The sequence below is a fragment of the Arthrobacter sp. P1_H7 genome (genome assembly GCF_056405215.1).
In genome coordinates this window covers 151,077-164,892 of the sequence record NZ_JBFUCO010000010.1, presented here as the reverse complement: position 1 = coordinate 164,892, position 13,816 = coordinate 151,077, and the positions used below count along the sequence as shown (strand labels likewise).

General features: G+C 68.2%; 10 protein-coding genes and 1 pseudogene. 5 read left to right on the top strand and 6 right to left on the bottom strand.

Annotation, left to right across the window (positions count from 1 at the left end):
• Positions 1-13: 13 nt before the first annotated feature.
• Complete coding sequence (locus AC1DXI_RS11665) at positions 14-3,418, bottom strand: DEAD/DEAH box helicase (protein ID WP_476938756.1); 3,405 nt, start codon at positions 3,416-3,418, stop codon at positions 14-16.
• Between the two features lie 196 nt (positions 3,419-3,614).
• On the opposite strand from AC1DXI_RS11665, the gene AC1DXI_RS11660 reads away from it, so the two are divergent.
• Positions 3,615-4,559 carry a DMP19 family protein gene (locus AC1DXI_RS11660; RefSeq protein WP_476938755.1) on the top strand — a complete coding sequence of 315 codons (945 nt, stop codon included), beginning with the start codon at positions 3,615-3,617 and terminating at the stop codon, positions 4,557-4,559.
• 161 nt (positions 4,560-4,720) lie between these two features.
• Here the strand turns inward: AC1DXI_RS11660 and AC1DXI_RS11655 are convergent, their stop codons facing one another.
• On the bottom strand, positions 4,721-5,254 hold the full coding sequence (locus AC1DXI_RS11655; RefSeq protein WP_476938754.1) for a COG4315 family predicted lipoprotein: 534 nt from the start codon (positions 5,252-5,254) through the stop codon (positions 4,721-4,723).
• A 185-nt stretch (positions 5,255-5,439) separates the two neighbouring features.
• On the opposite strand from AC1DXI_RS11655, the gene AC1DXI_RS11650 reads away from it, so the two are divergent.
• Complete coding sequence (locus AC1DXI_RS11650; protein WP_476938753.1) at positions 5,440-5,949, top strand: sigma-70 family RNA polymerase sigma factor; 510 nt, start codon at positions 5,440-5,442, stop codon at positions 5,947-5,949.
• Positions 5,946-6,629 carry an anti-sigma factor family protein gene (locus AC1DXI_RS11645; RefSeq protein ID WP_476938752.1) on the top strand — a complete coding sequence of 228 codons (684 nt, stop codon included), beginning with the start codon at positions 5,946-5,948 and terminating at the stop codon, positions 6,627-6,629. Before AC1DXI_RS11650 ends, AC1DXI_RS11645 begins: the two co-directional genes overlap by 4 nt.
• An 85-nt stretch (positions 6,630-6,714) precedes the next feature.
• On the opposite strand, the gene AC1DXI_RS11640 is transcribed toward AC1DXI_RS11645, so the two are convergent.
• Positions 6,715-7,521, bottom strand: coding sequence for a DUF1206 domain-containing protein (locus AC1DXI_RS11640; protein ID WP_476938751.1), 807 nt, complete (start codon positions 7,519-7,521; stop codon positions 6,715-6,717).
• A gap of 103 nt (positions 7,522-7,624) precedes the next feature.
• The gene (gene trmB / locus AC1DXI_RS11635) at positions 7,625-8,581 is read right to left on the bottom strand and encodes a tRNA (guanosine(46)-N7)-methyltransferase TrmB (protein ID WP_018774105.1); all 957 of its coding nucleotides are present in this window, start codon (positions 8,579-8,581) and stop codon (positions 7,625-7,627) included.
• Positions 8,582-8,737: 156 nt separating this feature from the next.
• Here trmB and AC1DXI_RS11630 point away from each other — a divergent pair.
• A pseudogene (locus tag AC1DXI_RS11630) lies at positions 8,738-9,910 on the top strand (MFS transporter); the annotation flags it as partial.
• A gap of 48 nt (positions 9,911-9,958) precedes the next feature.
• Here AC1DXI_RS11630 and AC1DXI_RS11625 read toward each other — a convergent pair.
• Together AC1DXI_RS11625 and AC1DXI_RS11620 are read right to left on the bottom strand one after the other, a co-directional pair.
• Positions 9,959-11,248 (bottom strand): MFS transporter, encoded by a 1,290-nt coding sequence (locus AC1DXI_RS11625; RefSeq protein ID WP_476938750.1) that lies wholly within the window; start codon positions 11,246-11,248, stop codon positions 9,959-9,961.
• Positions 11,249-11,271: 23 nt separating this feature from the next.
• Positions 11,272-12,540 (bottom strand): M20 metallopeptidase family protein, encoded by a 1,269-nt coding sequence (locus tag AC1DXI_RS11620; protein ID WP_476938749.1) that lies wholly within the window; start codon positions 12,538-12,540, stop codon positions 11,272-11,274.
• Positions 12,541-12,726: 186 nt separating this feature from the next.
• Between AC1DXI_RS11620 and AC1DXI_RS11615 the strand changes: the two genes are divergently transcribed.
• Positions 12,727-13,761 carry an Lrp/AsnC family transcriptional regulator gene (locus AC1DXI_RS11615; protein WP_231386305.1) on the top strand — a complete coding sequence of 345 codons (1,035 nt, stop codon included), beginning with the start codon at positions 12,727-12,729 and terminating at the stop codon, positions 13,759-13,761.
• Positions 13,762-13,816: the final 55 nt, after the last annotated feature.

Here is a 13,816-nt window from a genome sequence, read left to right as displayed (position 1 = left end):
GGCCGGGACAGCGTCAGTCGTTGAACAGCCCCGCCAGGTCCTCCGCCGTCAGGGCGCCGCCGGTGAGCGCGTCGCCTTCCATGACGTCGGCGAAGAGCTGGGACTTCTTCGCCTTGAGCGCCATGACCTTTTCCTCGATCGTGTCCTTGGCGACGAGCCGGTAGACCATCACGTTCCGGGCCTGGCCGATCCGGTGGGTCCGGTCCACGGCCTGGGCCTCAGACGCCGGGTTCCACCACGGATCCAGCAGGAACACGTAGTCGGCCTCGGTCAGGTTCAGGCCGAAGCCGCCGGCCTTGAGGCTGATGAGGAACACCGGCGCGGCGCCGTTTTTGAACTCATTCACGACGTCGGTGCGGTTGCGTGTGCCGCCGTCGAGGTAGCAGAACTCGATGTTCTCCTCGACCAGCCGCTCCCGGACCTTGCCCAGGAAACCGGTGAACTGGCTGAAGATCAGGGCCCGGTGCCCTTCGGCCACCAGGTCCGCGAGCTGCTCGAACAGGACATCGAGCTTGCTGGAACGCACCCCGGACAGGGAGGGATCGATCAGCGAGGGATCCAGGCTCAGCTGCCGGAGCAGGGTCAGCGACTGGAAGATGGTGAACCGGTTCTTGTTGACGTCCTCGATCAGGCCCAGAATCTTCTGGCGCTCCCGCTGCAGGTGGGTCTGGTAGACCTTCTGGTGCCGCGGGTTCAGCACGACTTCCAGGATCTGCTCCTGCTTGGGCGGCAGGTCACTGATGACCTGTTCCTTGGTGCGCCGCATCATGAGCGGCCGGACGCGCCGCCGGAGCTTGTCCAGCTGCCCCTTGTCGCCGTTCTTCTCCACCGGTTTCTGGTAATACTCGGCAAACCGTTTAGGGCTGGAAAAGAGCCCGGGAGCCACGATCGAGGTCAGTGCCCAGAATTCCATCAGGTTATTCTCCAGCGGCGTGCCGGTGATGGCGAGCTTGAAGGCGGCGGGCAGTTTGCGGGCGCACTGGTAGGCCTTGGACTGGTGGTTCTTGACGAACTGCGCCTCGTCCAGGACCAGCCCGGCCCAGGTCTGGGAGGCGTAGGCCTCGTAGTCGATCCGGAACAGGGCGTAGGAGGTGATGATGATGTCCGCGCCGGCCATCGCCTCGGCCGGATGCGAGCCGCTCTTGGCGAAGGTCTCACCGATGGCACGCACGCTGAGCCCTGGCGCGAACCGTGCCGTCTCCGCCTCCCAGTTGCCCACCACTGAAGTGGGGGCGACGACGAGGAACGGGGCGGTCCCGGACACGGTCCCGGCTTCATCGCCTGCGGCGGCGTCCTTCGCGGCACAGATCAGCGCGAGGGCCTGCACGGTCTTGCCCAGGCCCATGTCGTCGGCCAGCACACCGCCGAGGCCGTGGCGGTACAGGAAGCTCAGCCAGTTGAAGCCCTCCAGCTGGTACGGGCGCAGCTCGGCGTTCAGCGACCCGGGCAGGGGCAGGCCCTTGATGCCGCCTTCGAGCAGGCCGCCAACGGACTCGCGCCACGCCGCGGCCTGTTCATCCACGATGCCCAGGTGCGCGAGCTCGTCCCACAGCCCGGCCTGGAAGCGGCTGATCTGCAGCGGGGCATCTTTGTCACCGGGGTTGTCCTGCAGGGAGCGGGCCTCGTCGATCAGCGCCCGCAGCTGGTGCAGCTCCGGCAGGTCCAGCGCGAAGTACGCCCCGCTGGGGAGCAGCATGCGGGTCTGGCCGGCGGCGAGGGCGGAAAACAGTGCCGCGAAGGAAACCGGCTGGCCCTCCAGGGTGATGACGATGCCCAGATCGAACCAGTCGCGGCTGTCCGTCGCCTTGGTGGAGATCGCCACCACCGGGGCTTCTTCGGCCTCGCGGTAGTCCGCAATTTCGCCGGAGGTATCCACGGAGACGTCGGGGAGATCGCGGAGCCGGGGGAGCACGTCCTCGGTGAAGGCGAGGGTGTCCAGCCCGGACAGTTCTGCCGTGGCTGCCAGGCGCGGCGTTCCCCAGCCGCCGGTCGCAGACTCGCCCAGGGCCGGCACGACGTCCCAGGGCTGCCCGACCGCCTCAAGGATGCGGGCCTCGGCCGGGTCGTCCCGATAGCCGTGATCGCCCGGGTGCCGCCACAGCGGCTGCGCCGTGACGAGGTTTCCGGAGGTGTAGTGCCATTCCCAATGCAGCCGGACCCGGTGGTCCGCCCCGTAGTTGGCCAGCAGGGACAGGGTGGGGACGGCCAGCGTGGGCAGTTCCACCGATTCGTCGGAGGCGGTAACCCGGGCGGTTTGCTTGAGCTTCGGGTAAAAGCCGGTCAGGAAGCGGCTTTCGTCCCGGGCGGGGATGTGCAGGGTGGTCCCGCCCGTGACGAAGGTCAGCAGTTCCTCGCTGAGACCGCTCTCCAGCGGGGCAAGGGTGATGACGGGGTCGGTGGGGGCGATACCGGGCAGGGCGTCGCCGTCGGAAGCCAGGAAGATTCCGTGCGCCGGGCGGCCGATGGTCCCGACCGACGCCGGATCCACCACCTCGCCTTCGACCGTGATGGTCGGCGCGAGCTCGAGGCCGCCGTCGTCCCCGCCGGTGCCGAACCGCGCCAGGTTCAGCCCGACGGCGGCAGGCTGCTCGACCAGCCGCACCGGCTCCGTGCCGCGGCTGTGCACCAGGGCGACACCGATTTTCTGGGCCTGGGACAGCAGGCTCCACAGGTTCTTTCCGGCGTAGGTGTTCAGTCCCAGCCACAGCCCGGTGCCGGAGTGCTGGCGGTTCGCCACGGCGGTGTGCGAGGCGAGGAATTCCTGCATCCACTCGACGTGCGCCTCGTTGCATTCGCGCCGGTAGTTCAGGTAGCTCAGCGTGCTCCAGGAGACGTCGCCGCGGATCCACTTGCCCTTGGCCCCCATGATGACGGGGCGTGCCTTGAGCTGGCGGACGCTGCGGAGCGGATCGCGGCGGCCCGTGTAGGAAAAGTGCGGGGCGGGTTCCTCGACGTCGAACTGGAGCGCCAGCGGGGTGCCGTTGGCGGACGGCGTGATTCCCGGATGGGCGATCAGGGGGCTGAGGGCCTGCTCCCAGTCGGCCATTTCCGGCGGCGCGCTCTGGCGGGAGAGCCGGGTGCCCTCGGCGGGGGCCAGCAGCTGCATCCGGGTGGCCGGGTTGTCCTCGGCCGCGAAGAGCAGGGCCGCCACGTGCTTGCAGTCCTTGCGGACCGGGCAGCTGCAGACGCCCACCGTGCAGCTCCAGCCGCCCGCCTTCCGGACCAGCTTCGCCGTCGTGGAATACGGCACGTCGGAACCGCCCCGCACCTTGCCCAGCAGCAGGCCTGTGGCCGCGTCGAAGGAGATCCCGGAAACGCGGCTCCCCATGGCGTAAGCGAGCCCGGCCGCGAGGGAGCGGTCGTTGATCGCGGGAGTCTGTATTGCCAGTGCCGCACTCTCGTCCGGATGGGATGGCATGTGCGCGCTACTTTCGGCAGGTGGTCATCTGATCCATCTTACCGAGCCTGCCGGGCCCCAGGAACTTCGCCGCCGCCCGCGCAACCGCCACTCAAACTTCGCCTGACGTTCAACTGGGGCTTGGCCGCCCGCCGTGAAGACGGACCTACCGTGGAGAGGTCCGGAGAACCAGCAGTGCCAGCAGTAAGGATCCCGCATGACCAACGGCGAGCCCACCATCCAGTCCGCCCACAGCTACCCCACCGTACTGACCACGGAAAGCCTCAAGGGCGGAAACGACGACGTCGTCGACGCGAACGTCAACGTGGTCAACGCCATGTTCGAGGAGTTGCTGGACACGGAAGAGATCTCCCCGGCCGCGCTGCGCAGTTACTACGTGGACTTCTACCTGACGCAGGCGCTGGCCGGCGGCTTCGCGCAGTACGTGTTCACCGCGCCCGAACGCGAGGAAGTCGACCCCTATGTCCGGGAAGGCCTGGCGGCCATGGGTGCCGGCGCGCACCTGGACCTCTTCAACCGCACGGTGGCCGCCTTCGGCGCCCTGACCGACAGCGACGTCGACAGCTACCTCGACGGCGGCAGCGGCTGGGCCGCCGGAGGCGGCACAGAGGAAGGCGAACCCGGGGACGGAGTCTCCGACGCCGTTCGGCGCATTGAAGAACTGGACGGGGAATTCGAGTCGATCCTCGCAACGGAGGACATCGCTGCACTGAATGCCACGTGGCTGCGCGGCCAGGAGGACTTGCTGGTCCTTTCCGACGACGACCTCGACGCCCACATTGCCGGGCGGGTGGCCCGGCTTTCCGACCTCGCCGAGCGCCAGGCGGCAGCCGCCGAGGAAGCGCTCCGTGACGCGCCGGAGTTCGAACAGATCATCCGGGAGCTTTGTGAGATTGCCGGCCACAGCCTGGAGCGGATCACCATGGGCGATCCCAATTACGAGCACAACGGGGAGACCACCCTGGCCTGGCACTTCACCACGGAACAGGGCGAATTCCTCATGCTGGAGGACGACGACGAGGCCTTCATGCTCAATCCGCGGACCCAGGAAATCCTCGCGGCTGTGGAGTTCGAGGAAGCCGAGGAATTCGAGACTCAGGAATTCGAAGGGTCAGCCGAGTTCGAAAAGGCCCGCGCGTAGGCGGCCTTACCCGACAGTTTCTCGGTACGGCCGGCGTCTGCCCCCCAAATGCAGGCGCCGGCCGTACCGTGCTTAGTGACGGTAGTGTCCATGGCCCGGCCATGCCGCGCTTAGTTGTCCTGCCCGGCGAACCGGATCGGGCGGATCCGCGGCCGGCGAGCCTACCCGGCCGGCGGTGCCGTGATCATTTCCCCGGAGGGTGCCACGAGGTACCAGACCCCGCCGACGCCCTGGCCGGTGATGTCGCCCGCGGTCTGGTCTTTGGAGTAGTAGTAGATCGGCATCCCGTTGATGGTCACCTGCATCTTTCCGTCAGCCGTTGGGATGGTTCCGACCTTGCCGGTGACGCCATTAACTGTGGGAGTGGCTGTCGTCGACGTGACAGGGGGCCACGACGTCAGGCACGCGCCGGTGCAGACGCTGTTTCCGGAATCCTTCGTGTTCTTGGTGAAGTAATAGACGCTCAGTCCCTGGGCGCCCACCACGATCTGGCCCGCCTTGGACTCGGCCACCGAGAGCTCCGCGGCAGATGTGGACGCCGGCGCGGAACTGGCCGGCGCGCTGGTGGCGGTCTCTGCGGGAGCGGACGTGGCCGGTGCCGCCGACGTCGGCGTCGTGGTCGTTCCGCCGCCGCAGCCGGACAGGAGGACGGCCAGAGCGAACGCGGACAAGCCAATGCTGAGGTGCTTCTTCATTTGCTGCTCCTAGACTCGAGCCAGCCCAACTCGGAGGCCGGCGCTACCGGATACGACGCCATGGAGCTCGGAATGGTTCATGGCGGAACCGACATGTTCGTGTCGGGCCGTCCTGGGGCACACTGAACTATTGGGCCTGCCCGTACGTCATACAGGGGCAGAACAAGGTTCCCGGGAGGTGGGCAATGCCGCTGGACGAAGACGTGGTGGCTGCGATCTACCGCGACCACGGAACGGCCCTGAAGCGCTTTGTCCTCAGCGTCTCCCGGGATCCTCAGCTCGCCGACGACGTCGTCCAGGAGACGGTGCTGCGGGTCTGGCAGCAGGCGCCGCAGATCACCGGCAGCCTGCGCAGTTACCTGTTCCGGACGGCCCGCAACATCATGATCGACAACTACCGCAAGGCCCAGCGGCGGCCGCAGGAAGCCGGCGACCGCGATGTCCAGGCCCTCCCGGAAGGCGGCGTCGGCGCCGGGCGCATCGATGAGCTGCTCAACAAGGTGCTGATGGAAGAGGCGTTGCTGCGGCTCAGCGCGGAACACCGCGAGGTCCTTGTTGCGCTCCACTATCGCCGCTACACAGTCCAGGAGGCATCGGCCCAATTGAAGATCCCCAACGGCACGGTGAAGTCTCGGGCGTTCTACGCCGTCCGGGCCCTGCGGACGATCCTCGACGAAATGGGGGTGCAGCAGTGAACGGGACCGAGCTGCATCACCTCCTCGGCGCGTACCTGCTCGGCGGGCTGGAACCGGCCGAAGCCGCGGCCTTCGAACAGCATCTTGCCGTGTGTGGGGACTGCCGCCAGGAGTTGGACGACCTTGCCAGCCTCCCCGCGCTGCTGGACGCGATCCCGGTGTCCGACGCCGTCGCGCTCACCGCCGCGGCGGCGGCCGCCCGGGAACGCGCGCTGGTCCCGCCGGAACCCGAACCTGTCCCGCGCCGGCTCCTGGACGAGCTCGCCGCCCGACGCCGGAAGGTGCGGCGCCGGTGGACGTCGGCGGTGGCCGCGGCGGCCGCCGCCTGCCTGGGGCTGGGGATCTTGGCCGGTCCGCTGCTGAACCAACCCGCCAAACCGGACGCGAGCTATTCCGTTGCGGCCAGCAGCGGGTTGGAGGTCACGGTGGGGCTCGTCAAGAAAACCTGGGGCACCGAACTGGCGGTGGACGGCCGCAGCCTGCCCGTCGCCGGGACACTCTCGCTCTGGGTGAAGGACCGTGACGGCGGCGTGGACCGTGCCTGCGCGTGGACGGCCACGCCCACCGGCAGGGTCCGGATCACCGGGGCGACGCCGGTGCAGCTGGCCAAAATCGCCAGTGTGGAGATGCGCGACGAGCAGCAGCAGACCGTGGCTGTCATCGCCGTGCCCCAGGGGTAGCCCTCCCCTGGCGGCCCGTCGGCCCGTCCGGTCCGGGATCCGGAATCCGGAAGATCGGCCCGGGATCCGGAAAATCGGCGCCAGCCTACATCTTCGCGAGCTTGGCCCGCACCGCCATGTAGATGCCGTAGCAGATCAGTCCCACACCCACTGCGGCCAGCAAGTACACGCCGAACGGCTGCTCCCGCAGGGCCTTCAGGCTGCCGTCGAGCCCGGTTGACTCTTCGGGGTGTGCCTTCACCGTGGCGATGATGATGAGCAGGCCCACCAGCAGCAGCGCAAAGCCCTTGGCAACGTAGCCCACCATGCCGATCACCGTCACCGCGGTGCGGGCCTGCGGCTGGGACGGCATGCGCAGGTACTTGACGAAGGACTTCTTGAAGCCGCGGATCGCGTAGACGATCCCGGTGACGGCTACCGCGGCGCCGATGACTACCAGGAGCGCAACGCCGCCCGGCGCCTTCATGAGGTTTACGGTCATATCGGAAGTCGACTCGCGGTTGTCGGAGCCGGCCCCGGTGGCGACCGACGCGAGCGTCAGGGCAAACGCGGCGTACACCACGGCCTGCAGGGCTGCTTTGAGTTTCTTGCCGACCTTCTTCTTCGTCGGCAGGTGCCCGAAATCGAAAATGGCGTCGGATGTCTGCCAGATGGCCAGCGCTACGCAGGCGGCAAAAGAAGTCCAGAGCAGCAACGGCCCCGCCGGCTGCCCGGCGAGCTCCTCCACCGCGCCGCTGACATCGGCCTGGCCCTGGCCGCCCATGGCGAGCCGGATCGCGACCAGCCCGATGAGGAAGTGCAGCAACCCCGACACGGCGAACCCGGCCCGCGCTGCGATTTCGAGGGGCTTCGAATTGGTGACGTCCTCGGCGACGTCAGCAGCGTCCTTCATTTCTCGTTTGATGATCGTTTCCTTAGTACTACCTAGCGTGATTCGTTCCGTAATCGTGCCACGCGAAGCCGCTCAGCGACAGATACCCGTGAACCGGGCGTGCCTAAATCCGGCGGTAGCTGAGGTCGAAGATCAGGCGGCCGGCTTCGTGCGCCTTGTTTTCGAAACTGGTCAGAATGCGGCCCTCAAACCGCGGCGCCCACCCGCCGGTCCCGTCGACGCCCTCGTTGGGTCCGGTGTGCTCGGTGCTGACGGGCGCCCGGCCTTCCTTGACGGGCGCTCCGCCCACGCGGGACTCGACGCCGGATTCCCACACCTGGGTCAGGGGGCTGTCCGCGCCGGCGCGCTCGCCCTCGTGCAGGTTCTCGAACTCTGCCGAGCCCGCCATGACCTCGCGGACGTGAACGGCGTAGTTGGACCAGTCGGTCGCGATCCGGAAGGTGCCGCCGGGTTTGATGGCCCGGGCGGCGAGATCAGCGAAGGCCGGTTGAATGAGGCGGCGCTTGTGGTGCCGGGATTTGTGCCACGGATCCGGGAAGAACACCCAGAGTTCCGTGACGGAGCCGGCCGGGAGCATGGTTGCCAGCACCTCGGGCGCGTTCGCCTCGACCACCCGCACGTTGCTCAGCCCGCGGCTGTTGATTTTGATCAAAGTGTTGGCCAGGCCGGGGGTGTACACCTCCACGGCCAGGAAGTCCGTGTCCGGGTTCTGCTCCGCGGCGTGGCAAACGGCATCGCCCAGTCCGGAGCCGATCTCGACCACCAGCGGAGCCGTGCGGCCGAATTCGGCCTCCGCGTCGAACACATAGTCCGGGTGGACGGAGGTGTTGGCGACGTGGCGGGGGACCTCAACCGCCCAACGGTCCGCGTGTTCCTCCCAGGCCGCCTGGCGGCGGCCCTGCAGGCGCGTGCCGCGGCGCACGAAGCTCACCGGACGGCCTCCGTACGTGCCGAACGAGGCTTGGCTGCCGGGGGTCACGGGGCGCGGCAACTGGGTCTCGTCCGGGGCGCCGGACTCCGGGTTTGCCGGCATGCCGGGGGATTCTGGGGATTCGCTCATTCCTTCCAGAATAGTTGAGTTCGCCGGGCAGGGCCGCCCGGGGGATCCCGTAGGCTCCCCGCGGGCCGGCCGCGAAGGAGGGGGTTGACGGGATAGGGGTAGAGAAGCGGGGCTGCAAGAATGGGGCGGGTGACCTCAGCTGGGAAAACTGACGAGTTGGACCATTCGGCCGGTGCCGTCCTCCGGGACGGCCCCGCCGGGTCGCCGCGTGCCGCCGGCCGCCGGCAGCTCGCGTATCTGGGGATCTGCCTGGTACTGATCGGGCTGAACCTGCGCACAGTCTTTTCGAGCTTCGCTGCGGTACTGCCGGAGGTGACGGCCGACGCCGGGCTGCCGGCCTGGGCGGTCATGGTGCTCACCACGGTCCCGGTGACCCTGCTCGGGGTGTTCGCCCCGCTAGCCCCTGGGCTGGCACGCCGGTTCGGGGCCGAACGGGTGCTGCTCGGTGCCATGGCGGTGCTCACTGCCGGGCTGCTGCTGCGGCCCGTGGAGCTGCCGGCGGCCGGCCACCTTCCGGCTCTGCTCGCCGGAACCGCCGCGTGCGGCGCCGCAATTTCACTTTGCAACGTGCTGCTGCCGGGCGTGGTCAAGCGTGACTTCCCACATCGCCTGGGCCTCATGGGCGGCCTCTACACCACGGCGATCTGTGCCTCGGCCGCGCTCGGTGCCGGCTTCACGTTCCCGGTCTTCCGCGCGAGCGGGGAGTGGACGGCGGCGCTCTGGTTCTGGGCGCTGCCGGCCGGCGTCGTCCTTCTGCTGTTCCTGCCGCCGGCGCTCCGGGCCCGTCCCGGCGGGGCGGCGCGGCCGGCCGGCGGCATCAACGTCTGGCGTTCCGCCGTGGCCTGGCAGGTGACCGGGTTCATGGTCCTGCAGGCCATGATGTCCTTCAGCGTCTTCGCCTGGCTCGCACCGATCCTGCGCGAACGCGGCGTGGACGGCGGCGCGGCCGGCCTGGTCGTCTCGGCCTCGATTGCGCTGCAGATGCTCGGCTCGCTGTTCGCGCCGGCGCTGGCCACCCGGTTCCGGGACCAGCGCGCCCTCAACACGGCGGTGGCGCTCATGACCGGCGGAGGCTTCGCGCTGAGCATCTTCGGGCCTGTGGAATTCCTTTGGCTGTGGACCGGGCTGCTCGGCCTGGGGCAGGGGAGCCTGACCGCCGCCGCGCTGACGCTGATCATGGTCCGCACCCGGGACGGGCACACCGCGGCCCACCTTTCCGGGATGATGCAGGGCGTGGGCTACGGGGTTGGCTCCAGCGGCACGCTCCTGGTCGGCCAGCTGCACCAGTCCACCGGGTCCTTTGCCGCGGCGGGTGTGCTGTTCGTCCTGAACCCTCCAGGACAGCCACAACTGATAGCTCAACCGGGCCGGACCGGATCAGAGGGTGAGGTCCTTGCCTTTCGTTTCCGGGATGGTGAAGACGAAGGCCGCGGAGATGGCGAGCAGAAGCACGGCGTACACATTGAACAGCTGCGGCATCTGCACGGTGGTGCCGAGCCACTGCTGCAGATAGGGCGCGGTTCCGCCGAACACGGCCACACAGATCGAGTAGGGCACTCCGACGCCCACGGTGCGGATGCTCGTGGGGAACAGCTCGGCGTAGACGGCCGGGACGATCGCAGCGCTGGCAGCGATGAAGATCAGCATGACGGACATGCTGACGGCCAGCTGCCAGGCGGAATCCTTGAGCAGGGCGGTCATCGGGAAGTGCATGATGCCTGCGCCGATCGCACCGGCCCACAGCACTTTCTTGCGTCCAATCCGGTCCGCCAGCTTGCCCCAGAAGGGCAGCGCCGCGATGAAGACGATGTTGCCGATCACGCCGGCCCACAGGGCCTCGCCCCGGTCGATCTTCAGGGCGGTGGTGGCGTAGCTGGGAGCGACGACACCCCAGATGTAGTAGATGACGGTCAGGCCGACCGTCAGGCCGATCACCTGGAGGGCCTGCTTGCGGTGGCGGACGATCTGCGGCCAGATCGGTGCGCGCTTCTCCGCTGAGGCTTCGCCCTCGAAGACGTCCGTTTCGTGCAGCCGGGACCGCATGATCAGCGCGTAGAGACCCATGGCCGCGCCGATCAGGAACGGGATGCGCCAGCCCCACGCGTTCATGACTTCGGTGCTCAGGCTCATGTTCAGCACGGCACCGAGCAGGGTTCCGAACAGGATGCCCACGGTGCCGGAGGTGTAGATCAGGGTGGCCCAGAAGCCGCGGTGTTCCTTCGGCGCCATTTCGGACAGGTACGTCTGCGACGACGGCAGCTCGCCGCCGTGGGCCAGGCCCTGGATCAGGCGCGCCACCAGGAGCGTGAGCGATGCCCAGACGCCGACGGCCGCGAACGTAGGTGCGATGCCGATCATCAGGCTGCCCACCGACGCCAGCCCCACGGCCAGGGTCATCGAAGCCTTCCGGCCGATCCGGTCACCGATCCAACCGAAGAGGAAGCCGCCGAAAGGCCGGGCGACGAAGCCGACGGCGAAAATCGCCAGCGTGGACAGCACCGCGGACGCAGGATCCGACTTGCTGAAGAGCTGGCTGGCGATGAACGGCGTGAACGTGGCGTAGATGGCCCAGTCGTACCATTCGACGGCATTGCCGATGCCGGTGCCGACGAGCGTCTTGCGGGTGGATGTTCGGGTTGCCGCCGGCGTGATCGTGGCTGCAGTCATGGTCTTCTCCCTCGGGGGTGCGGCTAGGAAAGGGCGGAGGCGGCGGCAACAGTGTTGGCCGCGGCGGGAGCGTCGGCGGCCGCGAGTGCGGCCAGCCTTGAGATGGCGAGCTCGGCGTAGAGTGCGGCGCCGTCAGCCAGCACGCCGTCGTCGAACGTGGCGTACGGGGAGTGGTTGAACGCCGAAGTGGCGTGGTCGGCGCCCCGGGGGACGGCGCTCAGCCCGATGAACGTGCCGGGGACCTCGGCCAGAACCCTCGAGAAGTCTTCGGAGCCGCTCAGCGGGGTGGCCCAGCGGGAGAGCCGGGAATCACCGAACAGGCCCGCAATGACATTCTCCGCGGTGTGCGTTTCGTCCTCGTCCGTGATGGTCAGCGGATACTCCTGCTGGTAGTCGACGTCGACGTCCAGGCCGTGCGCCGCCGCGATTCCCTTCAGCAGGCGCGGCACGGCGTCCATCATTTTCTGCCGGGCTTCCTCGGAGAAGGTCCTGATGGTGGCCTCGATGCGTGCGGTTTCCGGGATGATGTTGCGCTTGGTGCCGGCCTGGAGGACCCCCACGGAGAGGACTACGGGGTCGAACATGTTGAACTGGCGCGTGATCATGACCTGGAGGGCGGTGACCATCTCGGCGGCCGCCGTCACGGGGTCCTTGGCGGAATGCGGGGCCGACCCGTGGCCGCCGGCGCCGAGCACGGTGACCACCAGGCCGTCGGAGGAGCTGAGCATGACGCCGGGCTTGGTGCAGAACGTGCCGTGCGGTTCCAGGGCGGAAAACACGTGCATGCCATAGGCGGCGTCCACACGCCGGCCGGCGGCATCCAGCACGCCTTCGCGGATCATGTGGCTGGCGCCGTCGAAGCCTTCCTCGCCCGGCTGGAACATCAGGACGACGTCGCCGGCCAGCTGGTGCCGGCGTTCGGCCAGGAGCGTGGCGGCTCCGGCCAGCATGGCAGTGTGCAGGTCGTGACCGCAGGCGTGCATGGCGCCGTCGGTCCGGGACGTGTAGTCCACGCCCGTCTTCTCCTGCACCGGCAGGCCGTCCATGTCCGCGCGCAGCAGCACCGCCGGGCGGGAGCCCGCTTCGGTCCCGGACCCCTGGCCCCGCAGTACCGCGGTGACCGACGTCGTGTCCTGGCCCAGGGTGATCTCGTAGGGAAGCCCGTCCAGGGCCCTGAGCACCTTCTCCTGGGTGCGGGGCAGCGCAAGGCCGATCTCGGGTTCCCGGTGCAGTTCATGGCGGAGCCGGGCAAGGTCCGTCTGCATTTCCCGGGCGTCTGCGGTGATCGGCACGTGTTCTCCTTGTTTGTCGAAATCGCCTGGTTGGCGAGCGGCTTGGTTGGCCAATTGGCTTGCTTCGCGTCCGGCGAGGACGTCCTGCGTCTATTCTCAAGTGACATGGTTCACACCCATGCAAACGCCAGAAAAAATGCAGGAATAGACTGTTGACGCAGGTTTCGTGCATTAATGAAGGGAAAAATGGTGGAACTCAGCGAGGACGATCTTGCCCTGATCAACGTCCTGCAGATTGCCCCGCGCCTGAGCTGGGCGGATGCGGCCCAGGTGCTGGGCGTGCACGCCACCACTCTCGCCGCCCGGTGGCAGCGGCTGCTGGACTCTGGGGTGTCCTGGATCACCGCGCACCTGATCGGCGACCCCCAGCAGATGTGCCTGGCGTTCGTCGCCGTGGATTGTGAAATGCACCGGCGCGAGGAAGTCACCGCCAGGCTCGCCGAGATGCCGGAAATCGTCACGGTGGAGGAGGCGGCCAGCCACCGGGACCTCATGCTGACCGTCATTACGCCCTCCCTGGACGATTTCAGCCTGAAAGTCATCTCGCGGCTGAAGGAGATTGACGGCCTCCTCAAATATCAGACCGCCCTCTGCACCAGGCTGCACGCGAGCGGCGGCTCCTGGCGGCTGAACGTGTTGAGCCGCGCGCAGCAGGCCGCCGTGCGGGCGCTGGCCGGCCCCGAGGCCACCGGGGTTGCCCAGGCCGCCGCCCGTGAGGCGTTGCCGGAGAGTCATCTGGCGCTCCTGCCGTTCCTGGCCAGGGACGGGCGGGCCACGGCGGCGGACATTGCCCGCGGCCTGGGCAGGCACCCTGCCACCGTCCAGCGCCAACTCAACCGTGTGCTCGCCAGCGGCATCCTGTCATTCCGGTGCGAGGTGGCCCAGAAGCTCTCCGCTTTCCCCGTGACCTGCCAATGGTTCGTCAACGTCCCCGCCGGGCGGCACGAGGCGGCCGCCGCCGAGCTGAGGACCATGCGGAACGTCCGGCTCAGCGCCTCCACCACGGGGCCCACGAATTTCGTGATCATCATGTGGCTGCAGTCCCTGGCGGACGTCATGAACATCGAGGTGGCGCTGCAGCAAAAGGTGCCCGGGATCGAGCTCGTGGAAAGCGTCGTCATGCTGAGCACGGTCAAGCGTGTGGGCTGGCTGCTGAACCCGGACTCCAGGGCCAGTGGCGCCGTCGTGGTTCCTGCCCAGGGGTTCGACGAGGCGGACTGACTGCGGCCGACCGGCAGCTGACAAGCCAACCGGCAGGCGGGGCGCGGCGCGCCCG